The 23,678-nt window shown below is 75.3% G+C and carries 27 protein-coding genes and 1 pseudogene; 16 read left to right on the top strand and 12 right to left on the bottom strand.

Translation table 11 applies throughout. The features are described from left to right. Window positions 1-20: 20 nt before the first annotated feature. A complete protein-coding gene (locus tag ABD353_RS18280; RefSeq protein WP_344624685.1) occupies window positions 21-872 on the bottom strand; it encodes a MerR family transcriptional regulator in 852 nt (283 codons plus the stop codon). A gap of 88 nt (window positions 873-960) precedes the next feature. On the opposite strand from ABD353_RS18280, the gene ABD353_RS18275 reads away from it, so the two are divergent. Both ABD353_RS18275 and ABD353_RS18270 read left to right on the top strand, forming a co-directional pair. After that, window positions 961-1,455: a hypothetical protein gene (locus tag ABD353_RS18275; RefSeq protein WP_344624684.1), complete on the top strand. Its 495-nt coding sequence runs from the start codon at window positions 961-963 to the stop codon at window positions 1,453-1,455. A gap of 100 nt (window positions 1,456-1,555) precedes the next feature. Beyond that, window positions 1,556-1,954, top strand: coding sequence for a hypothetical protein (locus ABD353_RS18270; RefSeq protein ID WP_344624683.1), 399 nt, complete (start codon window positions 1,556-1,558; stop codon window positions 1,952-1,954). 16 nt (window positions 1,955-1,970) lie between these two features. Here the strand turns inward: ABD353_RS18270 and ABD353_RS18265 are convergent, their stop codons facing one another. Then, window positions 1,971-2,486, bottom strand: coding sequence for a DUF1877 family protein (locus tag ABD353_RS18265; protein ID WP_344624682.1), 516 nt, complete (start codon window positions 2,484-2,486; stop codon window positions 1,971-1,973). 112 nt (window positions 2,487-2,598) lie between these two features. On the opposite strand from ABD353_RS18265, the gene ABD353_RS18260 reads away from it, so the two are divergent. Beyond that, a complete protein-coding gene (locus tag ABD353_RS18260; protein WP_344624681.1) occupies window positions 2,599-2,889 on the top strand; it encodes a hypothetical protein in 291 nt (96 codons plus the stop codon). Between the two features lie 176 nt (window positions 2,890-3,065). Here ABD353_RS18260 and ABD353_RS18255 read toward each other — a convergent pair whose 3' ends face one another. After that, window positions 3,066-3,461: an aggregation-promoting factor C-terminal-like domain-containing protein gene (locus ABD353_RS18255; protein ID WP_344624680.1), complete on the bottom strand. Its 396-nt coding sequence runs from the start codon at window positions 3,459-3,461 to the stop codon at window positions 3,066-3,068. Window positions 3,462-3,991: 530 nt separating this feature from the next. On the opposite strand from ABD353_RS18255, the gene ABD353_RS18250 reads away from it, so the two are divergent. Continuing rightward, the gene (locus ABD353_RS18250; RefSeq protein WP_344624679.1) at window positions 3,992-4,480 is read left to right on the top strand and encodes a carboxymuconolactone decarboxylase family protein; all 489 of its coding nucleotides are present in this window, start codon (window positions 3,992-3,994) and stop codon (window positions 4,478-4,480) included. Window positions 4,481-4,525: 45 nt separating this feature from the next. Here the strand turns inward: ABD353_RS18250 and ABD353_RS18245 are convergent, their stop codons facing one another. After that, window positions 4,526-5,641 carry an AI-2E family transporter gene (locus tag ABD353_RS18245; RefSeq protein ID WP_425555183.1) on the bottom strand — a complete coding sequence of 372 codons (1,116 nt, stop codon included), beginning with the start codon at window positions 5,639-5,641 and terminating at the stop codon, window positions 4,526-4,528. Window positions 5,642-5,941: 300 nt separating this feature from the next. Beyond that, complete coding sequence (locus ABD353_RS18240) at window positions 5,942-6,520, bottom strand: TetR/AcrR family transcriptional regulator (RefSeq protein WP_344624677.1); 579 nt, start codon at window positions 6,518-6,520, stop codon at window positions 5,942-5,944. A 301-nt stretch (window positions 6,521-6,821) separates the two neighbouring features. Here ABD353_RS18240 and ABD353_RS18235 point away from each other — a divergent pair, with 301 nt between their 5' ends. The 5 genes from ABD353_RS18235 to ABD353_RS18215 all read left to right on the top strand — a co-directional run bounded on the left by ABD353_RS18235 (window position 6,822) and on the right by ABD353_RS18215 (window position 10,430). Beyond that, window positions 6,822-8,249 (top strand): MFS transporter, encoded by a 1,428-nt coding sequence (locus ABD353_RS18235; RefSeq protein ID WP_344624676.1) that lies wholly within the window; start codon window positions 6,822-6,824, stop codon window positions 8,247-8,249. A 237-nt stretch (window positions 8,250-8,486) separates the two neighbouring features. Next, window positions 8,487-8,960 (top strand): hypothetical protein, encoded by a 474-nt coding sequence (locus ABD353_RS18230; RefSeq protein ID WP_344624675.1) that lies wholly within the window; start codon window positions 8,487-8,489, stop codon window positions 8,958-8,960. A 136-nt stretch (window positions 8,961-9,096) separates the two neighbouring features. Beyond that, window positions 9,097-9,564 carry an SRPBCC family protein gene (locus ABD353_RS18225; RefSeq protein ID WP_344624674.1) on the top strand — a complete coding sequence of 156 codons (468 nt, stop codon included), beginning with the start codon at window positions 9,097-9,099 and terminating at the stop codon, window positions 9,562-9,564. Further along, window positions 9,561-9,899: an ArsR/SmtB family transcription factor gene (locus ABD353_RS18220; protein WP_344624673.1), complete on the top strand. Its 339-nt coding sequence runs from the start codon at window positions 9,561-9,563 to the stop codon at window positions 9,897-9,899. Before ABD353_RS18225 ends, ABD353_RS18220 begins: the two co-directional genes overlap by 4 nt. 90 nt (window positions 9,900-9,989) lie before the next feature. Then, window positions 9,990-10,430 carry an SRPBCC family protein gene (locus tag ABD353_RS18215; protein WP_344624672.1) on the top strand — a complete coding sequence of 147 codons (441 nt, stop codon included), beginning with the start codon at window positions 9,990-9,992 and terminating at the stop codon, window positions 10,428-10,430. A gap of 57 nt (window positions 10,431-10,487) precedes the next feature. Here ABD353_RS18215 and ABD353_RS18210 read toward each other — a convergent pair whose 3' ends face one another. Further along, complete coding sequence (locus tag ABD353_RS18210; protein WP_344624671.1) at window positions 10,488-10,853, bottom strand: hypothetical protein; 366 nt, start codon at window positions 10,851-10,853, stop codon at window positions 10,488-10,490. After that, window positions 10,850-11,152 (bottom strand): hypothetical protein, encoded by a 303-nt coding sequence (locus tag ABD353_RS18205; protein WP_344624670.1) that lies wholly within the window; start codon window positions 11,150-11,152, stop codon window positions 10,850-10,852. Before ABD353_RS18205 ends, ABD353_RS18210 begins: the two co-directional genes overlap by 4 nt. Before the next feature lie 147 nt (window positions 11,153-11,299). Here ABD353_RS18205 and ABD353_RS18200 point away from each other — a divergent pair, with 147 nt between their 5' ends. The 3 genes from ABD353_RS18200 to ABD353_RS18190 all read left to right on the top strand — a co-directional run bounded on the left by ABD353_RS18200 (window position 11,300) and on the right by ABD353_RS18190 (window position 13,117). Further along, window positions 11,300-12,061, top strand: a complete 762-nt coding sequence (locus tag ABD353_RS18200) for an SDR family NAD(P)-dependent oxidoreductase (protein WP_344624669.1) — start codon at window positions 11,300-11,302, stop codon at window positions 12,059-12,061. 130 nt (window positions 12,062-12,191) lie between these two features. Further along, window positions 12,192-12,587 carry a cupin domain-containing protein gene (locus ABD353_RS18195; protein ID WP_344624668.1) on the top strand — a complete coding sequence of 132 codons (396 nt, stop codon included), beginning with the start codon at window positions 12,192-12,194 and terminating at the stop codon, window positions 12,585-12,587. Continuing rightward, on the top strand, window positions 12,584-13,117 hold the full coding sequence (locus tag ABD353_RS18190; RefSeq protein ID WP_344624667.1) for a cupin domain-containing protein: 534 nt from the start codon (window positions 12,584-12,586) through the stop codon (window positions 13,115-13,117). Before ABD353_RS18195 ends, ABD353_RS18190 begins: the two co-directional genes overlap by 4 nt. 104 nt (window positions 13,118-13,221) lie before the next feature. On the opposite strand, the gene ABD353_RS18185 is transcribed toward ABD353_RS18190, so the two are convergent. After that, the gene (locus tag ABD353_RS18185; RefSeq protein ID WP_344624666.1) at window positions 13,222-14,622 is read right to left on the bottom strand and encodes an MFS transporter; all 1,401 of its coding nucleotides are present in this window, start codon (window positions 14,620-14,622) and stop codon (window positions 13,222-13,224) included. Window positions 14,623-14,743: 121 nt separating this feature from the next. Between ABD353_RS18185 and ABD353_RS18180 the strand changes: the two genes are divergently transcribed. Continuing rightward, a complete protein-coding gene (locus ABD353_RS18180) occupies window positions 14,744-15,763 on the top strand; it encodes an Lrp/AsnC family transcriptional regulator (RefSeq protein WP_344624665.1) in 1,020 nt (339 codons plus the stop codon). 45 nt (window positions 15,764-15,808) lie between these two features. On the opposite strand, the gene ABD353_RS18175 is transcribed toward ABD353_RS18180, so the two are convergent. After that, window positions 15,809-17,023 carry a M20 metallopeptidase family protein gene (locus ABD353_RS18175; RefSeq protein ID WP_344624664.1) on the bottom strand — a complete coding sequence of 405 codons (1,215 nt, stop codon included), beginning with the start codon at window positions 17,021-17,023 and terminating at the stop codon, window positions 15,809-15,811. A gap of 158 nt (window positions 17,024-17,181) precedes the next feature. On the opposite strand from ABD353_RS18175, the gene ABD353_RS18170 reads away from it, so the two are divergent. Then, window positions 17,182-17,706, top strand: coding sequence for a hypothetical protein (locus ABD353_RS18170; RefSeq protein ID WP_344624663.1), 525 nt, complete (start codon window positions 17,182-17,184; stop codon window positions 17,704-17,706). Beyond that, on the top strand, window positions 17,703-18,392 hold the full coding sequence (locus ABD353_RS18165) for an LppU/SCO3897 family protein (protein WP_344624662.1): 690 nt from the start codon (window positions 17,703-17,705) through the stop codon (window positions 18,390-18,392). Before ABD353_RS18170 ends, ABD353_RS18165 begins: the two co-directional genes overlap by 4 nt. 152 nt (window positions 18,393-18,544) lie before the next feature. Here ABD353_RS18165 and ABD353_RS18160 read toward each other — a convergent pair. Beyond that, window positions 18,545-19,796, bottom strand: a pseudogene (locus ABD353_RS18160) (APC family permease); the annotation flags it as partial. Window positions 19,797-19,895: 99 nt separating this feature from the next. Beyond that, a complete protein-coding gene (locus ABD353_RS18155; RefSeq protein ID WP_344624661.1) occupies window positions 19,896-20,726 on the bottom strand; it encodes a ZIP family metal transporter in 831 nt (276 codons plus the stop codon). Between the two features lie 824 nt (window positions 20,727-21,550). On the opposite strand from ABD353_RS18155, the gene ABD353_RS18145 reads away from it, so the two are divergent. Then, window positions 21,551-22,135 (top strand): TMEM165/GDT1 family protein, encoded by a 585-nt coding sequence (locus ABD353_RS18145; RefSeq protein WP_344624660.1) that lies wholly within the window; start codon window positions 21,551-21,553, stop codon window positions 22,133-22,135. A gap of 105 nt (window positions 22,136-22,240) precedes the next feature. On the opposite strand, the gene ABD353_RS18140 is transcribed toward ABD353_RS18145, so the two are convergent. Beyond that, window positions 22,241-23,449 (bottom strand): MFS transporter, encoded by a 1,209-nt coding sequence (locus ABD353_RS18140; RefSeq protein WP_344624689.1) that lies wholly within the window; start codon window positions 23,447-23,449, stop codon window positions 22,241-22,243. Between the last annotated feature and the right edge of the window lie 229 nt (window positions 23,450-23,678).

Here is a 23,678-nt window from a genome sequence, read left to right as displayed (position 1 = left end):
CGCGCCGCCCACCCCGGGGATCACCAGAAGCGCGGCTGGTGCGGCACGGACTCCAGGTCGGTGAGCACCAGCTCGCGGTCGTCGTCCTCGGCTATGTCCTCGGCGGCGGCCAGCGCCCGCTCCGTCCAGGCCCGGGCCTGCGCGGCGTCCCCGGCCACCGCGTGGGCGCGGGCCAGGGCCTCGTACGCGAAGGCGAGGTCCCAGTCGCCGATACCGTGCTCGCGGCAGATCGCCAGGCTGCGGGCGGCGTGGTGGATCGCCGGCTCGCCGCGGCCCAGCACGCTGTAGACCCGCGAGCACTGCCACTCGCCGCGACCGAGGTTCACCGGCTGTCCGACCTCGCCCCAGTGGTGCCGGGAGGCGTGCGCCATGTGCAGCATCCGGTCGTCCTCCTCCACCGTGCGGTCCTCCTTCTCCAGCAGGCGCCACACGCCGTTGAACAGGTCGACGGCGAGTCGGCGCCCGCCGTCGTCGGGCGCGGTGGCGGCGGGCTGCGCAGCACTGTCGGTCATGGCTCTGGCGACTCCGTCCTGGAGGAGATGGTCGATGCGGTGGAGGTCGCCCCGGATGCGGTCCAGCCGGGCCCGCAGCCGGAGCCGGTGCCCGGCCAGCACCCGGGCCGTCACGGACTCGGCGTCCGGATCGGCCAGGCACAGCCGCACCTGCTCCAGCGGAACGTCCACGGAGCGGAGCAGCCGGACGAGACGCGCCTGCGCGACCTGCCCGGCGCCGTAGTAGCGGTACCCCGTGCCGGGATCGACCACCTCGGGCCGCAGCAGGCCCACCCGGTCGTAGTGACGCAGGGCCTTCGCGGTCAGCCCGGCCCGACGGGCCAGCTGACCGACCGTGAGCAACTCCGGGCCGTCCACCATGCCCAGACCCTAGGACCTTCCCCCGGGGGAACCTCAAGCCGGCCGGAAGCAGGATCCGGCGCGCGCCGATTCGGGCAGACTGGCCGCCATGACGGGTGTGCAGGGCGGGCGGGCGCCGATCGTGACCAGGTTCGGCGCGGTGCCCACGGTGCCGGGGCCGCGGACGCCGGACGACGCCGGGCGCAGCGTGCTCGCCGAAGCCCGGCGGTGCGGGCTGCGCGCGGTCGACTGGCTGGACGGACTGACGGCCACCCGGCCCGACACCGAGGCGGGCAGCGCACTGCGCGCGCTCGCCGAGGCGGTGGCCGTGGTGCTGGTGGGCTTCGAGGAGGTCCTGCCCGGCCTGGACGGCGAACGGATGACGGCGCTCGGCCGCCTGCTCGACGTGCACACGAGCCCGGAGGGATCGCTGATCGCCCACCGCCGCGGCGGCCGGCTGACCCCCGAGGAGCTGACCGCGGTGGCCGCCCTGGTCGCCGTCGTCCGCGGAGCGGCCGGCTGCGCCCGCGACCGCCGGCCGCAGGACCTCCCGCCGGCCCTGGAACTGATCGACCACATCCTCACCTCGGCGGGCGCGCCCTGAGGACCGGTGCCCGGCCCTGTCGGTGCCCGGTGGCAGGATCCGGGTCGGTGGGCCGCCCGGGCGGGACCACCGACCCAGGACGTGAAGACGGGAGAGTGACGTGGACGTGCCGCGGATGTACCTCGGTGGCGGCGGAACGTGGCTGGAGATGGTCCACACCGAAGGGGAGGACTGGCGGGTCACCGCGAGCTGGTACTCGTCGCTCACCGCCGACTTCACCGCCTTCCTCACCGTGGAGGAGGTCGCGGAGTTCGCCGACGGGATGGTCGCGCGGCTGAGCGTCCCGACGGGCGCCCGGTTCTCGGCGCGGGTGACTCCCGGCCGCAACAATCCGCTGACGCTGACGGCCGAACCCGTCGGTGAACGGTTCGCCTTCTTCGCGTGGCTGACGCCCAACGGCGACGACGAGGTGTGCCACCTGCAGATGGAGATCAACCCCGCCGACGCCACCGAACTCGCCGACGGGTTCGCCGCGCTGCGCGCCGCCCTGGCGGTCTGACCGCGCACCCGGCCGGTCAGTCGACCCAGGTCACCACGGCGAGACCGCGGGCCGCCGCCTCGCGGTAGAAGGAGCGGAGCGCGTCGAGGTGGTGGGCCAGGTGGGCGGCGAGGTCGCCGTGGAACCTGCCGAAGCCGCAGGACTCGGCGGCCTCGTCCGGGTCGGACGGCAGCCGGGCGAGCATCGCGGCGGTGTCGACCGCGTCGAGCCGGCCGGCCACCTCGGCCACGGCGTCCGGGGTCAGCAGGGTCGGCGGGTCGCCGAAGCGGTCGTACACCTCGAGGTGGTCGAGGAAGGCGACGGCGGCCGCGTCGTCGCCGGAGATGCTGCGGTCGAGGAGGGCGACGGGCTCCGGCGCGGCCTCCACCGCGCGGAGGTGCCGCAGCAGGCCCCAGAGCGCCCAGTCCAGGTCGAGCAGGTCGCCGGCCGGCGGGTCCCACCGCGGATCGCCGTCGGGGGAGCCGGCCGCGGCCCGGCGGCACCGGTCGAGGTACGCGGGGCTCACCCTCGCCAGCTGCTGCGTCAACGCCATGGGCAGGATTCTGTCGATCCACGGCCGCGGAGGTCACCCGGTTTTCCGCCTGCGGGGCAGCCGGGACGGGCCGGATTTGCACGCGCCGAACGGCGCGAGCAGAGTCGGTGGCATGAGTTCGCCGGTGTACCGGGGCCCCGCGCTGCTGCTCGCCGACGACCGGGAGATCCCGGTCGAGGCCGAGCTGACCGGGAGCGTCCCGAGCATCGGCCTGCCGAGCTGGACGGGCACCCTCCAGGCGGGCGACGCGCGGCTGGCGAGCGGCGTGATCCGGCGGGGCCGGCTGCGCCTCCCCGGGGGGTGGGAGGGCGGATTCGCGGTGATGCGGAGGGTGCTCGGCGTCTCGATCGTGTGGGTGCGGGGGAACGACCAGGAGGCATCGCCCGCAGACTGGCCGGGGTGACCCGCGCGCGGCGGTGCCCGAAGAGCTCCGTGCGTGTCCGGACAGCCCGAAGGGGGCCCGGCGCGGTGCGCCGGGCCCCCTTGCGGGTGCCCCGGAGGTCCCTGTCCGGCCGCCGGGGCGGTGCGGGAACGGTCGTGCGGTGCCGGACGGGGCTGGTGCGGTGCCGAGGGGTCGGCTCAGTACCAGTGGTGGGTCTGCCAGAAGGACCAGGCGGCGTTCGGGCTGCCGTAGCGCGAGTTCATGTAGTCGTAGGCCCACTTGATCTGGGTCTTCGGGTTGGTCTTCCAGTCGGCGCCGGCGGAGGCCATCTTGGAGCCCGGCAGGGCCTGGCCCAGGCCGTAGGCGCCGGAGCTCGGGTTCGTCGCGTGGACGTTCCAGCTCGACTCGTGGCTGATGATCTGGTTGAACGAGGCCAGCTGGTTCGCGGGAACGACCTGCGCGGCGATGGCCTGCGGCGACTGGGTCGCGGCGGAGGCGGTGGAGGGCATCAGGCCGGCGCCCAGCGCGGTGACACCGGCGGCACCGGCGAGAAGAGCAGCAGAAGTGCGCATACGAAGCTTGAAAGCGGGCATGTAGAACAAGACCTCAATCGGGTTGGGCCGGTGTCCCGCCCGCTGACGTCCCCGGGCCGGACAGGGGCCACGGGGTCGAGGGCGGGACTCGGCGGAGAGCCGCACCCGGCGGGACAGGTGCCGGTGCGGCCTGACGACTCGCCCCAAGCTGCCAGACCGCCGGGGCCACCGCCAAGACCCCCCTGATACGACCTGCCGTCGTAGCAACGCCCCTCGGCGAGGACCGGGAATACACCCCCGGGCGGTACCCCGTGCCGTCCGCCGGGACCGGCCCGCCGGCCGGTCCACCGCCGGGCGGCCGGGCGGGCGGGCACCCCCGACGGGCGACGGCCGGAGCCGGGGCACCGGTCCGCGGCCGACTACGACGCACCGTCGTGGCGGCCCGGGGCGTGTGAGCACCCTCACCGGTCCGCGGGCCGCGGTTCGGCAGTCCGTCGAAGGCCCGCCACGCTCCGTTCCGTGAGCGCCGTCTCAACCCGGCCGCCACCACGGGCCCGGAGCACCGTGCACCGCTCCGGAGGGAACGCGCCATGGCCGACCGCGACGACGATCAGAGGGACGACGGGCAGAGGGGCGACGATCAGAGGGGCGACGGGCAGGGGGACGAGGCGCAGGGGCAGAGGGAGCAGGAGCGGTACGCCGCCGCGCTCGACGCGGCCGAGGAGCTGCTCGGGATGCGGCTGGAGCGGTTCCTGGTGCGCGGCGCCGGCGAGCCCGACAACGGCGCCGACTTCAAGCGGCTCGCGACGGTCCACACCTTCGGCGACTCCTGGCCGCGGACGGACGTCCTCGACACCCGTGCGCGAGCCCTCGTCTCCGTGACGATCGCCGCCGCGCTGGGCACGCTCGAACCGCTGCGCGGCCAGCTCCGCATCGCGCTCAACAACGGCGTCACCGCCGAGGAGATCGTCGAGGTCTTCATCCACCTGGAGGCCTACGCCGGCGCGGCCCGGGCGTTCGACGGCTACCGGATCGCCCTGCAGGTCTTCGCCGAGCGGGCCCAGACGGACGGCGGGTAGCGGCGGCCCGGGGTCAGTCCGGCGGACGGCTTCGGGCGTGGGCCTTCAGGTGTCGGCCTTCGGCTGCGGCGCCGCGGGCCGCGGGGTGCGCAGCTCGGCGTACACCGACCAGGCCACCGACACCGCCGGGACGGCGACCACGGCGCCGATCACCCCGGCCGCGATGCTGCCCGCCAGCACCGAGACGGCGACCACCACCGGGTGCAGGCTGACCGCCCAGCTCATCACCAGCGGGTGCAGCAGATGGCCCTCGATCTGGCCGATCACCACGATCAGCAGCAGCACCACGATCGCGATCACCGGGCCGCGGGCCGCCAGCGCCACCAGGGAGGCGACCAGCATGGCGATCGGCGAGCCGACCAGCGGGACGAAGGAGGCGAAGAACTCGAGCACCGTCAGCGGCAGGGCCAGCGGCACCCGCAGCAGGTAGAGGGCGATGCCGACCATCGCGGCGTTGCTGGCCGCGACGATGAAGATGCCGCGGGTGTAGCCCGCGAAGGTGCTCCAGGCGGCGCGGCCGCCCCGGTCGAGGTGGTCGCCGGCCGCGGCGGGCAGCAGGCCCGCGGTCCACCGCCACATCCGCTCGCCGGAGTGCAGGAAGAACACCGACATGAAGAGCGCGAGCGCCGCGCCGGTCGCCACCTCGACGACCCGCCCGGCGCCGCTGACGGCGGTGCTGATCAGGGTCGAGCGGTGCTCGGAGAGGAAGTCGGTGACCTTCTTCTGGAGATCGTCGAAGGTCTCGTGGGCGATGTGGAAGGGGGAGCCCTCGAGGGCCCTCTCCAGCCGGTCCAGGCCGCCCTGGAACTCGTTGGTCAGACTGGACAGGTCGTTCGCGACGGTCTCGCCGATCAGGGCCAGCAGCCCGGCCGGGACGAGCAGCGCCACCGCCAGCCCGGCCAGCACCGCGAGCGGGCGGGGGAGGACCCGGGCGCCCAGGTCGACCAGGGGCCGCACGACCGAGGTGATCACCAGCGCGAGGAACCCGGCCAGTGTGATCAGGTGGAACTTCCCCAGCACCGCCAGCACCAGGTACCCGGCCGCGGCGACGACCAGCAGCCGCCACGCGTAGTCGGAGAGGTGCCGCAGCCCGGGCGGCGCCCCGGTACCGTCCGCCGTGCGGCGGTCGGGCCGTCCGCCCCCGGGTCTCCTCACCGGCATGCCGCACCGCCGGTCGCTGCCCCCGCCGTTCCCGCCCGCCGGGTCGCCGTCCTGCGCGCCGCTGCCTGCCGGTTCGCCGTCCGTGGCGCCGGGGCCGGTCGGGCGGGGGAGCGGCGGATGGGCCCGGGAGGGCCGGGGTGCGAAAGCGACATGAACCCTGGATAGCGGGTGGAGCGCCGTCCGGGCTGTTCCCGCGCCGACGGGCGCCCGCCCTCCCGCCGATCCTTCACCCGCGGGGCGCCGCCCGCCGGTCCGGAGGTGAAGGACCGGCCCGCGGACCGGCTCGGGGACCGGTGCGGCTCAGGCCTTGGTGCGGACGCCGTCCAGGGCGATGCCGAGCACCCTGTCGCGCTGCTCCTCGTCGGGGAACGCCACCGAGGTGATGCCGGAGACCAGGCGCAGCAGGTCGTCGATGCTCATGTCCGTGCGCACCTCGCCGGCCTCCTGGGCCCGCAGCAGCAGGGGCGTGCCGGCGTCGTACATGGACTGGCGGCAGGCCAGGAAGACGTCGGTCTCCTCGCCCTCGAGTGCTTCGCGGATCGCGCGCTTGGTCATGGCGTAGTCGACGAAGCGGCGCAGCCAGGCGGCCAGGGCCTGCCACGGCGGTTCGCCGGAGACCTCGGCGGCGACCCGTCCGAGGTCGTCGACCTCGTTGGCGTACACCGCCTCGAAGAGGTGCCGGCGGGTGGGGAAGTTGCGGTAGAGGGTGCCGATGCCGACCCCGGCCCGGCGGGCGATGTCCTCCAGGGAGGCGTCGGCGCCGTGTTCGGCGAAGGCCTCGCGGGCGGCCACGAGCAGCGCGTCGAAGTTCCGCGCGGCGTCGGCCCGGCGCGGGCGCTGGGCGGCGAGGAACTCGCTCACCACGATCTGGTCCGGCACGGTGACCTCGTTTCGACGCCCGGATTGAACCGGAGGGGTACCTCCGCTAATGTGGAGGCATGCCTCGACTTTAGCACCGGGGCCTCCGCTTCGGCCTGCCGTCAACGGCCGGCCGTCCCCGTCCCGTGTCCTGTCGGCCGCCCGCACGCCGCCGTACGGCACGTCCGTACCGCATATCCGCACTTGCACGTCCGTACTTGCACGTCCGTTCCCGCGGCCGTACCCACAGCCGTTCCCGTGGTCGTCGCACCGCAGTACCCCGCGCCACGACGTCCGAGTCCCCGAGTCCCGAGAAGGTTCGATGAACCGCCAGTCCCATCGCCTCACCTTCGGCGTCCTCGCCACCGGTGCCGGTGTGTTCGCGCTGCTCCAGTCGCTGATCACGCCCGCGCTGCCGATCGTCCAGTCCGCGATGCACACCTCGCAGTCCACGGTCACCTGGGTGATGACCGCCTACCTGCTCTCCGCCTCCGTCTTCACGCCGATCCTCGGCCGGGTCGGCGACATGGTCGGCAAGAAGCGCACGCTGGTCGCGGCCCTCGTCGCCCTGCTGATCGGCTGCCTGGTCGCCGCCCTCGCCCCGAACATCACCGTGCTGATCGTCGCCCGCGTGCTCCAGGGCATCGCCGGTGCGCTCTTCCCGCTCTCCTTCGGCATCATCCGCGACGAGTTCCCGGCCGGCCGGGTGCCCGCCGGCATCAGCAACCTGTCCGCCGTGATCGCGGTCGGCAGCGGCCTCGGCATGGTCCTGGCCGGCCCGATCGTCGGCGCCCTGGACTACCGCTGGCTGTTCTGGTTCCCCGTCATCGTCGTCGCCGCCACGGCCCTGCTCGCCCACCGCTACGTCCCCGAGTCGCCGCACCGCAGCGAAGGCAGCGTCAACTGGCTGTCCTCGGTGCTGCTCTCCGGCTGGCTGGTCGCCCTGCTGCTCCCCGTCAGCCAGGCGGCGAAGTGGGGCTGGGGCTCCACCCCGGTGATCGGCCTGCTCGTCGCCGCCGCCGTCCTCTTCGCGCTCTGGGCCGTCGGCGAGACCCGCTCCCGGAACCCGCTGATCGACATGCGCGTGATGCGGCTGCCCGCCGTCCGGACCACCAACGCCGCGGCGCTGCTCTTCAGCGGCGGCATGTACGCGGTGTGGGCCTTCCTCCCCGGCTTCGTCCAGACCCCGGCCTCCGCCGGCTACGGATTCGGCTCCAGCGTCACCGGCGCCGGGCTGCTGATGCTGCCGATGCTGGTCGCGATGTTCGTCTCCGGACTCCTCAGCGGCCGGCTGGCCGGACGCTTCCCGGCCAAGGCGCAGCTCGTCACCGGGGCCCTGCTCGGTGCCGCCGCCTGTGCGCTGCTCGCCGTCCGGCACCAGGCGCCCTCGGACGTCGCCCTCGCCGCGGGAGTCTTCGGACTCGGCATCGGCCTGGCCTTCGCCTCGATGAGCAACCTGGTCGTGCAGAGCGTGCCGCCCGAGCAGACCGGCGCGGCGACCGGCATGAACGCCAACATCCGCACCATCGGCGGCTCGATGGGCGCGGCCCTGATGACCGGACTGGTGACCGGCCACCTGCAGGCGAGCGGCCGCCCCTACGAGGCCGACTACACCCACGGGTTCACCCTGCTGGCGGTGTTCTGCCTGGCGGCCGCGGTCGCGGCGCTCGCGGTGCCGACCCGGCGCAGCGCGCCGTACCCGGCGCCGGTCGCCGCCTCCGTGCCGGAGCGGGAGTCGATCGGCAGCTGACCGGCCGGACGTCCACGGCGACGGGTGCGCGGCGGTCCCGGGGCGGTGCGCCCGGGCCCGCCGCGCACCTGTCGGCACGGCCGCATCCTGCCTGCGCCGTGCCGCGGGGCGGCCATGACATCTGTCACGTCCCCTTGCTGACACACCGTCGCTACCCGCGGGCGGGCCGCCCTGGGAGAGTGGTGATCATCGCGGGGGCGAACGGCCCCGGCGGGGGACGACACCACGGGGGACGCCATGCAGAGCACCGCCACCGACACCACCACAACGACCGGCACCGCTGCCGGCGCCGGTGCGGCCGCCGAGGTGCTGCCCACGGTCGGCGAGATGCGGCTGCCCGCCTGGTTCTTCGGGTTCGAGGGCGTCCTCGCCGGCGCCTTCGACCTGCTGCGGGCCTTCCCGTCCGCCTGGCCCGCCCTGGTCGTCCTCGCGGCGGTCAACATCACCGTCTCGCTCACCCTGCTGCGCCGGCGGCTGAAGCTCGCCAAGCTGCTCTGGCGCGGCAAGGGCACCCGCAAGGTGGCGTTCGCGCTGGTGGGCCTGCGGATCGGCACCCACGTCCTGCTGGGCGTCCTCGGCCTCGCCCTGACCTCCGCGCTCGGCCACGTCCTGATGGCCCTGGTGATGGCGGGCATCACCGTCGGCCTGCTGGCCTACGTCCAGCGGACCGCGCTGACCGCCCTGGTCGCCGCCGGCAAGGTCACCGCCTGAGTCCGGGCCGCAGCCCCGTCGACCCCGCCGCCCCGCCGACCCCGGCACCCGAATCAAGCAACCAATGGTTGCGTATTCGCCGGGGTCGTCGTAGGGTTATCTGCAACCAAAGGTTGCGAATGGAAGGAGCGGCGGCATGGAGGAGTACGGCAGCATCGAGCGGGAGATCCAGGTGGACGCCCCGCCCGAGGTGGTCTACGAGGTCATCAGCACCCCGGAGCACCTGCGGGAGTGGTGGCCCGACGAGGCCGAGCTGAAGCCGGTGCCCGGCGGGACCGGCGTCATCACCTTCGGGGACGGCTCCTCGCCGGACGCCAAGGTCGAGCAGCTCACCGTGGTGGAGGCCGACCCGCCCCGCCGGTTCTCCTTCCGCTGGGTGTACGACGGCCCCGAGGCCCCCGCGCCCGGCAACTCCCTGCTGGTCACCTTCGACCTGGTGCCCGCCGGCGCGGGCACGCTGCTGCGCTTCAGCGAGTCCGGGTTCCGGGAGCGGGGCTGGGAGGCCGCCGTGCTGGAGGAGGCCTACCGCGACCACGACAGCGGCTGGAACCACTTCCTGCCCCGTCTGGTCGGCTACCTCGACCGGCTGGTGGCCGCGCCGTGAACGCCGTCATCGACGACGAGCTCTGGTCGGCGGTCGGCGACCCGATACGCCGGCGCATGCTCGACCTGCTGCTCACCGAGGGCGGCGGAACGGCGACCACGCTGAGCGGCCGGCTGCCCGTCACCCGGCAGGCCGTCGCCAAGCACCTCGGCGTGCTCGACCGGGTCGGCCTGGTCCACGCCACCCCGTCCGGCCGGGAGCGCCGCTACGAGGTGGACGAGGCCCAACTCGCCCGCGCCGTCGCCCAGCTGTCCTCCGTCGGGGCCGCCTGGGACGCCCGGCTCAGCCGGATCAAGCGGATCGCCGAAGCCATCCACCGCAGCCAGGAGGGCTGAGCCCCTCACCCACGAGGCGCCGCCCGTCCGCGGCGGCGCGGTCCGATCGCGCCCGAACACCGGGCGCCCACACCGAAACGAGGTGCCGACATGTTCGACATCCTGCACAGGATCGGCGTCACGTCGTCCCCCGAGGCCGTCTACGACGCCCTCACCACGATCGACGGGCTGGCGGGCTGGTGGACGGAGGACACCACCGGCGACAGCGAGGTCGGCGGCGTGGCCCGGTTCCGCTTCCTGCCCGGCGGATTCGACATGAAGGTCCTGGAGACGAAGCCCGCCGAGCGGGTGCTCTGGGAGGTCGTCGACGGCCCCGAGGAGTGGATCGGCACCCAGGTCCGCTTCGAGCTCAAGCAGGAGGACGACTGCACCATCGTCCTGTTCCGGCACCTGGGCTGGCGGGAGCCGGTCGAGTTCATGTACCACTGCAGCACCAAGTGGGCGAGCTACCTGCTGAGCCTCAAGAAGTACGTCGAGACCGGCACGGGCGACCCCGCCCCGCGCGACGTCCAGATCAGCAACTGGCACTGAGCGGCACCGCGGCCGCCCGCCGGACCTGCTGACCGGGCGGGCGGCCCGTCGCGGGTGTCAGGCCGTCCACGTCCTGAGCCGTGCGGCCACCTCGCGCACGGGCAGCCCCTCCCGGGCCGCCCGTGCGAGCGGGAGCACCGTGTCGAGCCCGGGCTTCACCGGCAGGTTGCACGCGCAGAGGTAGGCCGCGGTGACGGCGGCCGCGTACAGCAGGTTGCGCACCTCCAGGCAGGGGTTGCGCGCGAGCTCGCACAGCAGCGCGGCCGCCTTGTGGTGCGGCTCCGGGTAGACCTCGCGGGAGAGGACCTCGGCGCGGTGCCGCGCCTCCGCGGCGATCGGCACGCCGTAGTCCACGATCTGCGGGTCGCCGGGGATCTCCTGCGCCAGCGCGAGGATCCAGGCGAGGTCGACCCTGAGGTTCACGCGGCGTACCCCGGTGCGTCGTGCGGGCCGTGGGCCTCGTGCGTGCCGTGCGAGCCGTGTGCGGCACCGTGGGCGGGCTCGCCGGGGTAGCGGTCCTCGCCGAACTCCTCCTCGAAGGCGTCGGCGTACGCGGCCAGGAACGCCTGGGCGCCGGACAGGAACGCCGCCCGGGACTCGTTGACGTCCTGCTCGATCAGGTCGGCGACGTAGCCCTGCAGGCTCAGGCCCCGGCGCTTGGCCCGCTCCTCGGCCGCCGCCCGGATCCCGTCGTCCAGTCGGATGTTGGTCTGCTTCACCATGCCCGACAGCATAGCTAGCACCCGGTATCGGTGGCTAGCATCCGGGGGCGCGCGGCCGCCGGTTCACCCGGACGCGCCGCGCCGGGATGCCGCGCGGGCCGCCGCCGGGCCGGTTCCCTGGAGGGGACGGCCAGGAGGAGGACACGGGTGCTGCTGGAGAACAGGAACGCCGTGATCTACGGCGGCGGCGGTGCGATCGGCGGCGCCGTGGCGCGGGCGTTCGCCGAGGAGGGCGCCCGGGTCCACCTGGCCGGCCGGACGCAGGCCCGGCTGGACCGGGTGGCCGAGGAGATCCGCGCGGCCGGCGGCGCGGCCGAGACGGCGGTCGTGGACGCGCTCGACGAGACCGCCGTCGACCGGCACGCCGACGCGGTCGCCGAACGGTTCGGCGGGATCGACATCTCCTTCGACCTGATCTCCTACGGCGACGTGCACGGCACCCCGCTGGCCGGCATGTCGCTGGAGGACTTCGAACGGCCGGTGGTGAACGCCGTCCGGTCGATGTTCCTCACCGCACGGGCCGCCGCCCGGCACATGATCCCGCAGCGGTCCGGGGTGATCCTCAACCTCGGCGGCGACGGCGGCCACGACCCGATCCGCGACTACTTCATCGGCGGCTTCCAGGTGGCCCTGGAGGCGACCGGCACCCTGCGCCGCCAGCTCGCCGCCGAACTCGGCCCGCACGGCATCCGCGTGGTGACCCTGCACACCGGCGGCATCCCCGAGACCGTCCCGGCCTCCGATCCGGCCCGCGACGCGATCACCGAGATGATCGTCGGCAGGACCATGCTCGGCCGCGCCGCGAACCTCGCGGACGTCGGCCGGGTCGCCGCCTTCCTCGCCTCGGACGGAGCCGCCAGCATCACCGCGGCCTCGGTCAACATCACCTGCGGCGCGGTGGCGGACTGACGCCCCCTCGGCCCCGCGAAGTTTTACCGAACGGTCGACCAACGGCCCCGCCCGTCCGGATAGGTTCCAGGCAACCCCGAAAACCGCATCGGACGCCCCGCACGGGGGCGTGCCGCCGAGGAGGCCTGCCGTGACCGCGATCGACCCGACCCCCGACCACCCGAGCCCCGACCACCCGATGCCCGACCACCCGATGCCCGTCGCCCCGGTGGCTGTCGCCCCGACGCCCGTCGACCTGGCCGCGGCGGCCGCCGCGCTGCCCGACGCCTGGAGCTCCCGTCTGCTCGGGCACGTGGGCAGCGCCGCCGTGAAGGTCCTCCGGATGGACGGGCAGCCGCTCGCCATCGAACACCACCCCACCGCCGAAGCCCTGCTGGTCCTCGACGGCCGGCTCGAACTCGTCGTGGACGGCGCCGAAACCACCGTCGGCCCGGGCGGCCTGGCCTGGGTCCCCGCCGGAGCGCGGCACGCCGTCCGCCCCGGCAGCCACGGCACACTGGTCATCGTCGAGGTGCCCGAGGGATGACCCCCGGTCACCGACCCGCCGAACGAAGGGACGCCATGCCGACGGCGCAGCAATGGATCGACTCACTCGGTCTGGAACCGCACGTGGAGGGCGGCTACTTCCGGCGCACCTACCAGGCCGACCACCGGCCCACGGTGCGGACCCCGGCCGGCGAACGGTTCGCCGTGACCGCCATCCACTACCTGCTGACGCACTGGTCGCCGATCGGGCACTGGCACCTCAACCGTTCCGACATCCTGCACTTCCACCACCACGGCGACCCGATCACCTACCACCTGCTCCACCCCGACGGCCGCTACGAGAGCGCCGTCCTCGGCCAGGACCCGGGCCGCGGCCACCTCCTCACGCTCGCCGTCCCGGGCGGCGTCTGGAAGGCCTCCCACCTCACGGCCGGCGACCACGGCCTGATCAGCGAGGCCGTGGTGCCCGGCTTCGACTACGCCGACATGACCCTCGGCCGGGTCGAGGACCTACTGCGCCGCTTCCCCGACCACGAGGAACTCGTCCGCCGCTACTGCCACCCGGCCTGACCGAAGAGGACCCCAGGGGCGCAGGAAGCCGTACCGAACTCTCGATCGGGCGGTCACCCCAGGTGCCCCACGCGCCCCTGAGCGGTGGACCCGCACGCCCTTGGCTACCGGACCCGCGGGCGCAGGGCCAGGGCGATCGGGGTGCCGAGGGCGCAGGCCAGTGCGCAGACCGTCCAGACCGCCGTGTACGCGCCCTCCCGCGGGACGCCCTGCCGCAGCAGCAGGGCGTCCAGCACGGCGGCCGCCCCCGCGCCCGCGGCGGCGCCCGCCAGCGACTTGAGGGTGTTGTAGACACCGGTGCCGATCCCCGTCTGGTCGCGGGGGAGACGCCGCATCAGCAGACCCGGCAGCAGGCTCAGACCCAGCCCGGCGCCGAACCCGCAGACCGCACCGGGAACGGCGAACTGCCAGAAAGCGTGGTGCCCCGCCGCGATCGCCGCATAGCCGGCGGCGCACAGCCCGAAGCCCACCGCGAGGACGCCCGCTGCGCCGTACCGGCGGGCCAGCCGGTCGGCGACGACCGCACCGGCCATCGCGGCCACGGTCTGCGGCAGGTACAGCAGACCCAGCTGCAGCGGCACCGCGCCGAGGCCGTAGCCGGTCTCCGTCGGGTCCGCCGCCTCGAAGGCCAGGGTCGGGCCCTGCGCGCCGTACAGGGCGCAGCCCAGCAGGAAGCTGAGCGCGAAGACCGGCGCCGTGGCGCGCCGGGCCAGCAACCGGACGTCCACCATCGGCCGGTCGGTGCGCAGTTCGTGCCGGACGAACAGCGCCAGCAGCACCGGCCCGAGCACCAGCAGCAGCACGGCCGCGGCGCCCGGCAGCACGGCACTGCCGCCGAGGCCGGCCAGCAGCAGGGTCAGACCGAGGGAGAGCAGCGCCGCGCCGGGCCAGTCGATCCGGCCCTGCGCCCGGGTCCGCGAGTCCGGGACGAGCCACCACACCACCGGCAGTGCGAGCAGCGGCAGCACCGCGAGCGCCCACAGCAGCGGACGGGTGGCGTCGTCGCTCGTGCCGAGGCCGCCGACGGCGAGCGCGCCGAGGGTCGAGCCGACGGTGAGCGAGCCGACCAGCGGGCCGACCGCCCGGCCGCCGCGCTCCTCGCCGAGGCCGTCGCGCAGGATCGCGAACTCCAGCGGCAGCCAGCAGGCCAGGAACCCGGACAGGGCACGCCCGAGGAGCAGCAGCGGCAGGTCCGGGGCGAGCGCCGTGCACGCGGCGCCGAGCAGGGTCAGCAGCACGGTGACGCGCAGCAGCAGCCGGTGGCCGTGCAGGTCGCCCAGCCGGGAGGTGAGCGGCACCGCGACGCCGGACACCAGGAACTCGACGCCGAGCGCGAGGCTCAGGTCACCGGCGTCGAGGTGCAGCTGCTCACCGAGACGCGGCAGCAGGATCGGGAAGCCGCCCTGCAGGACGCCGCTGGCGAACTCCACCAGGACGAGCAGCGGGACGGTCGCCCGGACGGCCGTCCGGACGGGGGTGACCGCAAGGGGGACGGTCTCGGTCATGGGCACATCCGTGGGGGCCGGAGGGGCGGTGGGGGTGGCCGTAAGGATGGCTAACCTGGGGGTCCACGAGCCCGAGCCGCACGATTTCGCACCTGCGGCCCTCCCCGCGCAAGGATCGGCCATGATCGACGAGCTGGACCTGGCCCTGGTGGACGCGCTGCGGGTGGACCCGCGGGCCCCCTGGTCCCGGCTGGCGGGACCGCTCGGCGTCGACCCGGCGACCCTCTCCCGCCGCTGGGCCAAGCTGGAGGCGGACGGCGACGCCTGGGTCACCTGCTACCCGTCGGCGGACCGGATCGGCCGCGGCCTCACCGCCCTGGTCGAGGTCGAGTGCTCCTCCGGCCGGGTCGCCGAGGTCGCCCACGCCCTGTCCGGGCACCCGCAGATCGCCTCGATCGAGGTCGTCACCGGCAGCGCCGACCTGCTGCTCACCGTCGGCGCCGCCGACCCGGCCGCCCTCGCCGGGCACCTGCTGGAACAGCTCTGCGCCGTGCCCGGGATCGGGCGCACCCGGACGTCCCTCGTCGAACGGACCGTCCGCGAGGGCAGCCGGTGGAGCGGCGGCGCCCTCGACGCCGAACAGCGCCGCGCGATCGCCGAACCGCCCGGCGAGCTCCGCAGCCCCCGCGGCGGCCGGCAGATCGAGGAGGACCTCGCCCTGATGCAGGCCCTCGGCGGCGACGGGCGCATGCCGTACGCCGAACTCGCCGAACGGACCGGCCTGCCCGCCACCACCGTCCGCCGCCGGCTCGCCGAACTCCGCGACTCCGGACGGCTGGTGCTGCGCTGCGACGCCTCCCCGAGGGTCACCGGCAACCCGCTCGCCGTGCTGCTCTGGCTGGAGGTGCCGCCCGCCCGGCTGGAGGAGGCCGCCGGCTGGCTGGCCGGCCTGCCGCAGGCCCGGATGTGCGCGGTGACCGTCGGCCGGGCCAACCTCGCGCTCTACCTGATGGTCCGCCGGCTTCCGGAACTGCGGCGGCTGGAGGAGGAACTCGCCCGGCGCTTCGACCGGCTGCGGGTCCGCGACCGGCTGGTGACCCTGCGCACCGTCAAACTCGTCGGCCGGCTGCTCACCCCGGACGGCCGGGCGCACGGCTACGTCCCCATCGACCCGTGGCCCGCCGGCCCGCCCGCGGAGTGATCCCGGGCGGCCCGACGGGCCACGGCACGCGCCGAGCAGCCGCGGTCAGCCGCGCTCCAGCCGGCCGAGCACCAGCGCCGCCAGCAGGGCCGCCGCGTCCGGCAGCACCGCGTCGTCGAACTCGGCCTGCGCCGAGTGGTTGTACGCCGCCGTGAACGGGTCGCGCCCGGGCGGGCAGGCACCGAGCATCAGGTACGCCCCCGGCACCAGCTGCGCCAGCACACCGAAGTCCTCCGAGCCCGCCACCGGACGCGGCATCTCCACGTACCGGTCGTCACCGAGCAACCGCCGGGCGGTGTCCGCGGCGAAGGCCGCCTCCGCGGCGTCGTTCACCGTCACCGGATAGCCCGGCTCGACGACCGCCGTCACCTCCATGCCGTGCGCCTCGCCGACACCCCGCACCACCCGCACCGCCTCCTCGACCACCCGCTCGCGCGCCTCCGGCGAGAAGGAACGGACCGTCGCCGCGAACACCGCCTCGTCCGGGATCACGTTCTCCACCGTCCCCGCGTGGAAGGTGCCCACCGTCACCACCACCGGGTCGAACGCGTCGAACCGCCGGGTCACCATCGTCTGCAGCGCGAGCACCGCCTCGCAGGCCGCCGGGACGGGGTCCAGCGCCAGGTGCGGACTCGACCCGTGACCGCCGCGGCCCCGCACCGTCACCCGGAGCGTGTCCGAGGCCGCCATGATCGGCCCCGGCCGGCTCGCCACCCAGCCGCCCGGCAGCAGCGCCGCACCCACGTGCAGCGCGTACGCCGCCACCACCCGCTCCCCGGCCGCGTCCAGCACCCCCTCGTCGACCATCAGCGCGGCCCCGCCCCCGCCCTCCTCGCCCGGCTGGAACATGAACACCACGCTGCCCGCCAACTCCTCCCGCCGCTCGGCCAGCAGCCGGGCCGCGCCCACCAGCGCGGCGGTGTGCAGGTCGTGGCCGCAGGCGTGCATCACCCCCGGCACCTGCGAGGCGTACGGCAGTTCGGCCGCCTCCTGCACCGGCAGGGCGTCCAGATCGGCACGCAGCAGCACCGCCGGGCCCGGACGGCCGCCGCGCAGCACCGCCGTCACCGAACTCAGCTTCTCACCGAGGGTCACCTCCAGCGGCAGCCCCTCCAGGGCGGCCAGCACCCGCGCCCGGGTCAGCGGCAGATCGAGCCCGATCTCGGGCTCGCGGTGCAGCGCCCGCCGCAGCTCCACCAGACCGGGCCGCAGCCCTTCGGCCGACTCGCGCAGCGCGGACGGATGAACGGGAGCCGACATGGCCACTCCTCCGGGGTAGACGGTCCCCGAATGGTCCCCCCGCGGGACGCCCCGCCCACCGGAACCGCACGGAACCTGCGCCCGCCACCACCCGCACGCACGATTCCGCCGACCACCCTCCGGCACGGACGGTCCGTGGCGCATGACAGCATGCCGGGATGACCACGAGCGAACCGCGGACCACGGCCGAGGCGGTGGAGGAACTGCGTACCGTCGCCCACCGGTGGGCCGACGGCCGCCGCGGCAGCACGGCGCAGCTGATCCGCGCGGCCGACCGCGCCCTGTGGGCCGGGGTGGACGCCCCCTCACTCGCACCGCTCGCCGAACTGCTCACCGTCGAACGCGACCTCGCCGCGGAGCTGTTCGGCCGGGTCACCGACGAACTCGGCTTCGGCCTGCCGCCCGCCGACGGCGGACCCGGCGGCCTGCTGCTCGCCCGCTGGTGGGCCGCCGAGATCGCCGCCGGCCGCCTCGACCCCGCCGAGGGCGCCGCCCTGATCATCGACGACATCGTCGAAGTCCACGGCGCCCACGAGGAACTGACCCCCATGCTGGACGCGGTTCGGGCCCTCTGGAGCCCCCGCCCGCCAGGCCCCTCCACCGCCGAGACCCACGCCCGCCTCACCCGGGCCGCCCGCGAACTCCTCACCCGCATCCCGGACCCGAGGGGAGCCGCCGAGTGAGCCGTCAGATACCTCCGCACGTTCCCGGACCGGCCGCCCGTACGGCCGAGACGACGCCGACGGATCCCTCCCGTGCCGTGCCGCGCTGCGAGGTCTGCGGGTCCGGGCCAGCTGCCGAGGCGACCTTCCGCGGGCACCAGGCCTTCTTCCTGCTGATGCGCTTCCCCAAGGCCGAGGGCCCGTTCTGCCGCAACTGCGGGACGGCGGTGCACCGGAGCCTGACCGCGCGCACGCTCTGGCAGGGCTGGACGGGCATCTTCTCACTGGCCGTCAACCCGGTGGTGCTGCTCATCAACCTGCTGAACCTGCGGCGGATCCGCCGACTGCCGGTCCCGGTCCCCGTCCCGGGGACGAGCCGTGCACCACTGAGCCCCGGCCGGCCGCTGCTCCTGCGCGTCGAGCTCCTCGGGCTCCTGATCCCGGCCCTGATCGTCGGCGCCTTCGCCTGGGACGCCACCACCAGCACGGACTACGCGGCCGTCGGTGACTGCATCCACCGTGACGCGGAGTCGGCCCTGCCCGGGGCCGCGGTCGTCGACTGCACCGACCGTGAGGCGGACTTCCGGGTCGTCGCCCGCTTCGACGCGGTCGATCCGGGCGTCTGCGCCGCCGTGCGCGGTTCGGAGGCCTCGCTCGTGCTGCGGCGCGGCCGTACCGACTACACCCTCTGCCTCGGCCGGCCCTGAGTCGCGGGCCGTGGGGCGTGGTCAGCCGCGGGTGAGGCGGCGGCGCAGGCCGAAGGCGACGGCGCCGGCGGCGAGCACCGCGGGGCCCGCCAGGAGCGAGGGGGGCGGGAGGGGGAAGGGCGCTCCTCGTGCTCGGTGGTCGCCTCGAGGGCGGCGAGCCCCGCGGCGCCCTGCAGGACCGAGGCGGCCGGCAGGGCGAAGGCCAGGACCAGGCAGCCGGCGGCGCCGACCAGCGGGACGGCGCGCGGCGGGCGGCCCTCGGCCGGGGCGAGGGTGAGTGCGGAGGCGTTGGCGATGGCGTAGTAGACGAGCACGCCGAAGGAGGAGAAGCCGATCGCGCCGCGGACGTCCGCCGTGGCGGCGAGGACGGCGACCACCGTGCCCACGGCGAGTTCGGCGCGGTGCGGGACGTGGAAGCGCGGGTGGACGGCGGCCAGTGCGTGCGGCAGGTGCCGGTCGCGGGCCATCGCGAGGGTGGTGCGGGAGACGCCGAGGATCAGGGCCAGCAGGGAGCCGAGCGCGGCGACGGCCGCACCCGCCCGGACGACCGGGACGAGTCCGGGGGCGCCCGCCGCCCGGACGGCGTCCGCGAGCGGGGCGGTGGTGGCGGCGAGAGCGTCCGGGCCGAGCGCCGCCAGGGCGGCCAGGGCGACCAGGGTGTAGACGACGAGCGTGACCGCCAGGGCGAGGGTGACGGCCCGGGGGATGGTCCGGGCGGGGTCGCGCACCTCCTCGCCGAGGGTGGCGATCCGCGCGTAGCCGGCGAAGGCGAAGAACAGCAGGCCCGCCGCCTGCAGCACGCCGTGCGGCCCGGCGTCCGCGCCGACCGCCCAGTGGGCGGGACCGGCGGTGCCGCCGGACAGGCAGGCCGTCACCACCGCGGCCAGCACCGCCAGCACGACGGCGACGATCGCCCGGGTCAGCCGGGCGGCCTTCTGCACCCCGACGTAGTTCACCGCGGTCAGCGCCACCACGGCCGCCACCGCCACGGCGTGCGCCTGCGCGGGCCACAGGTAGGCACCCGCCGTCAGCGCCATCGCCGCGCAGGACGCGGTCTTGCCGACCACGAACGCCCAGCCGGCCAGGTACCCCCAGAACGGCCCGAGCCGCTCGCGGCCGTACACGTAGGTGCCGCCCGAGGCCGGGTAACGGGCGGCCAGGCGGGCGGAGGAGGTGGCGTTGCAGTACGCCACCGCCCCGGCGAGGGCGAGGCCGGGCAGCAGCCAGGGGCCGGTGGGCGCGGCCGCCGCGGCGGGCGCGGCGGAGACCGGCCTCGGCCGCCCGGGCGAGCGCGGCGAAGACGCCGGCGCCGATCATCGACCCGAGGCCGATCACCACGGCGTCGAACAGGCCCAGGTGCCGTTGGAGCCCGGCCGGCCCGGCCGGTGCGGTCGACATGCTCATCGTTCTCTCCCCCGGGGACTGGTCGGACCGCGCCGCACAATAGACGACCCCGGTGTACGGCTGCCGAACGGGCCCGCCCCGGGGCCGTGCGAACCCTTCTCAGACGCCGGCGGCGACGAGCACCGCGTCGGTGCCGAAGCCGAGCAGCAGCCCGAGCAGGATCATCCAGGCGGTCAGCTCCTTCGTACCGGCCCGCCGGGCGACGGCCAGCAGCTCGATCACCACGTAGAGGATCGAGCCGGCGGCCAGGCCGAGGAAGGCGACGCCGACCGTCTCGTCGACCACCCGTTGGCCGATCAGGGTGCCGACGAAGGTCGGACCGCCGCCGATCACCCCGAGCACCGCCAGGCTGCCCCAGGACGGCCGTTCGCCCGCGGCCGCCAGCGGCGCGACGATCCCGAACCCCTCCGTCGCGTTGTGCAGGCCGAAGCCGATCACCAGCAGGACGGCGAGCGAGATGTCGCCCTGCGCGGCCGAGTTGCCGATGGCGAGGCCCTCCGCGAAGTTGTGCAGGCCGATCCCGGTGGCGATCATCAGGGCGAGGCCGGCGGCGTGCGAGCGGGCGCCGACGGCCGGTTCGGTGGCCGCCGCGGCACCGGGGCCGGGGGAGCGGGGCGGGGCCGCCGCGTTCCGGCGGGCCGCCCACCGTTCGTAGCGGACGAGCCCCAGCAGGCCGACCGCCAGCCCCGCGGCCAGCACCAGGCCGTTCTGTGCCGCCGTCCCCCAGTGGTGCGCGGACAGCGCCTCGTCGGTGGGCTCCCAGGCCGCGCCGAGGATGTCCCAGAGCAGGAACAGGAGGACACCGATCGCGACGGCGTTCAGCGCGGCGCGCAGACGTGGCGCGGGCCGGCGCAGGCGGGCCACCGGCAGTCCCAGGAAGACGGTGACACCCGCGACGGCGCCGAGCAGGGCGATCTGCGGACCGGACATCGGACACCCTCCGGGAGGACGCGGCGGCGGACGGCCCCGGGCCGACTGCGGTTAGCCTCACCTAAGGGGCGCCGTCTCCAGCCTGCCGTCCGCCGCGCCGGGCCGCGCCGCCGGGGGGGGGGGGGGCGGGGCGGGGGGGGGGGGGGGGGGGCGCAGGCGCAGCCCGCGGCGGCGGTGTCGGCGGCCGCATCGAAGGTCGTGCCGCAACAGGCGTCCGGGCCGTCGGCACCCTTGGTGAGCGTGTCGGCGTAGGCCTTCACGACGTACACCTCCCAGGGCTCATGGCCCGTGCCGGCCGCCCGCACCTCGCCCTGCTGGGGGCGCTGCTCGCCTCCACCGACGCGGCCGGCATCCGGACGGTGCAGTCCGGCGTCTTCCCGGAGAGCACCGCCGGCCTCGCCCTGCACGCCAGGGCCGGCTTCCGGGTCGTCGGCACCCGCGAGGGGGGCGGGCGGCCGTCGGGACGGCCGAGGCGCGACGTCGTCCTGCTGGAGCGCCGCAGCCCGGTCGTCGACTGGCCGCGGCCCCCGCGGCCGCCCCGGGGCGGGTGTCCCGCACGGGCCCGATACACTGGAGGTGCGAAGGGGAGTAGTCCCGAAACACCGGTACGTCGACACACTGGACGCCCGCACACCAGCGGACGGCCCGGCCGCCGGGCCGCAGCACCTCGGGGTGGTGCGGTGGACGAGACCTTCGGCAAGGCATGACCGGCGCCCGCACCCGCGGGGGTCGATTCGTCGTGCCGGGCCGAGGCGTCCTCCCGGACCACCCACGACGGGTGTTCGCACCGACACTCCGGCCCGGCCCCAGTAGAGAGCCTCCGGATGTCCCTCGACCCCCTGGCGATCCTCACCGCCTTCGGTCTGATCTTCCTCGCCGAACTCCCCGACAAGACGATGTTCGCGTCCCTCGCCATGGGCACGCGGATGCGCCCGCTCTACGTCTGGATCGGCGCCTCCAGCGCCTTCATCGTCCACGTCGCCATCGCCGTGGGCGCCGGAAGCCTGATCGGCCTGCTGCCGAACGTCGCCGTGAAGCTGGTCTCGGCCGCCCTGTTCGCCTTCGGCGCCTTCGTGCTGCTGCGCAGCGGCGGAGACGAGGACGGCGCGGACGAGGCCGGCCGGACGGTCACCGGGTTCTGGCCGGTGTGGACGGCGGCGTTCATGGCCGTGTTCATCGGCGAGTGGGGCGACCTGACCCAGATCACCACCGCGAACCTCGCCGCGACCAACGGCGTGCTCTCCACCGCGATCGGCTCGGCCGCGGCACTGATGAGCGTCTCCGCCCTCGCCCTGGTGGTCGGCCGCTTCATCGCCAAGCGGGTGCCGCTGCGGATGGTCCAGCGCGTCGGCGGTGTCTGCATGGGCCTGCTCGCCGTCTGGTCCGTGGTCGAGGCCTTCGCCGGCTGACGTCCGCGGACGCCCGCATCCTCCGACTGCCGCCCCCCCCCCCCCCCCCCCCGGGGGGGGCCCTGCCGGCGGCGGCAGTCGTCTGCGGACCTGCGATCGGTACGGCTAACGCACCACCGGGCCGCCGCGGGCGGTCAGGACGACGGCGGGGCCCTCGGCGACCGCGAGGAGGCCGCCGCCGAGCGCCAGCACCGGGTAGCCGGCGAGGTCGACGACGGCGCCCGAGGCCAGGCCGCCCGCGGCGCCGGAGACGGCGATGGCGACGTCGACCATGCCCTGGGTCCGGGCCCGGGTCGCCAGCGGCACCGCGTCGGTGATGATCGCGGTACCGGCGACCAGCCCGAAGTTCCAGCCCAGACCGAGCAGGGCCAGCGCCAGCGCCAGCAGCGGGACGGACCCGCCGGGTGCGAGCGCGGCCAGTACGCCCGCCGCGAGCAGGGTCAGACCGGAGGCCGTCGCCAGTGCCGTCCGCCCGTAGCGGTCGACCAGCCGGCCGGTCAGCGGCGACGGCAGGTACATCGCGCCGATGTGGATCGCGATCACCAGCCCCGAGGCCGCGGTCCCGTGCCCCATGTCGTGCATGTGGACGGGCGTCATGGTCATCACGGCCACCATGACGACCTGGGTGAGGACCATCACCGAGGTGCCGAGCAGCACACCGCGCCGGATCCCCGCGGCCGGCTCCTGCACGGCGTCCGCCCGGCCGGCGGCGGCATCCGCACCGGCGGCCTCGGCGCGTTCCCGGGCGAGCAGCAGCGGGTCGGGGCGCAACCCGATCGCGAGGACGGCGGCCGCCGCCGCGTAGGCGGCCCCGGCCAGCAGGAACGGCCCAGCCAGCCGGGGTATGCCGAGGACCGCCGCGAGGTCCCCGGTGGGTGCGGCCAGGTTCGGGCCCGCGATGCCGCCGAGGGTGGTGGCGACCAGCACGGTCGACACGGCGCGGGCCCGGTGGGTGGGCGCGGCGAGGTCGGCCCCGGCGTAGCGGGCCTGCAGGTTGGTTGCCGTCCCCGCGCCGTACACGAGCAGGGCGGCGAACAGCAGGACGGGACTGTCGGCGACGGCGGCGGCGATCACCCCGGCGCTGCCGACCGCGCCGGTCGCGTAGCCGAGCGCCAGCCCCGGCCGGCGGCCGCGGGCCGCCGAGACGCGGCTGACCGCGATCGCGGCGATCGCACTGCCCGCGGTGAACAGCGCACTGGGCAGGCCGGCCAGCCCGGCCGAGCCGAGCATCTGTTGCGCCAGCAGGGCGCCGACGGTGATCCCCGCGGCGAGGCCCGCCCCGCTGAGCACCTGGGAGGCGACCAGGACGGTCAGGACGCGGCGCTGCGCGGCGTCGACGGGCGCGGCCTCGGCGGATGCGGCGTCGGCGGATGCGGCGTCGGCGGATGCGGCGGAGTTGGGGGACGCGGCGGGGGCGGGGGCGTCGCCGGGGTCGGGGGCGGTCGAGGGCGTCGAGGCGGTACTCGTCACGGAGCGGGCCCTTTCGGCGGCAGGTCGGCGTACGGGTCGGGGACCGGCCTGGACTTCCGGGCCGGTGGGACAG

Source organism: Kitasatospora arboriphila, assembly GCF_039528095.1.
Taxonomy (GTDB): Bacteria; Actinomycetota; Actinomycetes; order Streptomycetales; family Streptomycetaceae; genus Kitasatospora; species Kitasatospora arboriphila.
The sequence above is the reverse complement of the archived record's forward strand: the minus strand, read 5'-3'. Positions and strand labels throughout refer to the sequence as shown.

Bases quoted from the DNA above. Each gene is read 5' to 3' on its own strand.
- ABD353_RS18280 (WP_344624685.1), bottom strand. From the start codon at position 872: ATGGTGGACGGCCCGGAGTTGCTCACGGTCGGTCAGCTGGCCCGTCGG.
- ABD353_RS18275 (WP_344624684.1), top strand. From the start codon at position 961: ATGACGGGTGTGCAGGGCGGGCGGGCGCCGATCGTGACCAGGTTCGGC.
- ABD353_RS18265 (WP_344624682.1), bottom strand. From the start codon at position 2,486: ATGGCGTTGACGCAGCAGCTGGCGAGGGTGAGCCCCGCGTACCTCGAC.
- ABD353_RS18260 (WP_344624681.1), top strand. From the start codon at position 2,599: ATGAGTTCGCCGGTGTACCGGGGCCCCGCGCTGCTGCTCGCCGACGAC.
- ABD353_RS18255 (WP_344624680.1), bottom strand. From the start codon at position 3,461: ATGCCCGCTTTCAAGCTTCGTATGCGCACTTCTGCTGCTCTTCTCGCC.
- ABD353_RS18250 (WP_344624679.1), top strand. From the start codon at position 3,992: ATGGCCGACCGCGACGACGATCAGAGGGACGACGGGCAGAGGGGCGAC.
- ABD353_RS18245 (WP_425555183.1), bottom strand. From the start codon at position 5,641: ATGCCGGTGAGGAGACCCGGGGGCGGACGGCCCGACCGCCGCACGGCG.
- ABD353_RS18235 (WP_344624676.1), top strand. From the start codon at position 6,822: ATGAACCGCCAGTCCCATCGCCTCACCTTCGGCGTCCTCGCCACCGGT.
- ABD353_RS18230 (WP_344624675.1), top strand. From the start codon at position 8,487: ATGCAGAGCACCGCCACCGACACCACCACAACGACCGGCACCGCTGCC.
- ABD353_RS18225 (WP_344624674.1), top strand. From the start codon at position 9,097: ATGGAGGAGTACGGCAGCATCGAGCGGGAGATCCAGGTGGACGCCCCG.
- ABD353_RS18215 (WP_344624672.1), top strand. From the start codon at position 9,990: ATGTTCGACATCCTGCACAGGATCGGCGTCACGTCGTCCCCCGAGGCC.
- ABD353_RS18205 (WP_344624670.1), bottom strand. From the start codon at position 11,152: ATGGTGAAGCAGACCAACATCCGACTGGACGACGGGATCCGGGCGGCG.
- ABD353_RS18190 (WP_344624667.1), top strand. From the start codon at position 12,584: ATGACCCCCGGTCACCGACCCGCCGAACGAAGGGACGCCATGCCGACG.
- ABD353_RS18185 (WP_344624666.1), bottom strand. From the start codon at position 14,622: ATGACCGAGACCGTCCCCCTTGCGGTCACCCCCGTCCGGACGGCCGTC.
- ABD353_RS18180 (WP_344624665.1), top strand. From the start codon at position 14,744: ATGATCGACGAGCTGGACCTGGCCCTGGTGGACGCGCTGCGGGTGGAC.
- ABD353_RS18175 (WP_344624664.1), bottom strand. From the start codon at position 17,023: ATGTCGGCTCCCGTTCATCCGTCCGCGCTGCGCGAGTCGGCCGAAGGG.
- ABD353_RS18170 (WP_344624663.1), top strand. From the start codon at position 17,182: ATGACCACGAGCGAACCGCGGACCACGGCCGAGGCGGTGGAGGAACTG.
- ABD353_RS18155 (WP_344624661.1), bottom strand. From the start codon at position 20,726: ATGTCCGGTCCGCAGATCGCCCTGCTCGGCGCCGTCGCGGGTGTCACC.
- ABD353_RS18145 (WP_344624660.1), top strand. From the start codon at position 21,551: ATGTCCCTCGACCCCCTGGCGATCCTCACCGCCTTCGGTCTGATCTTC.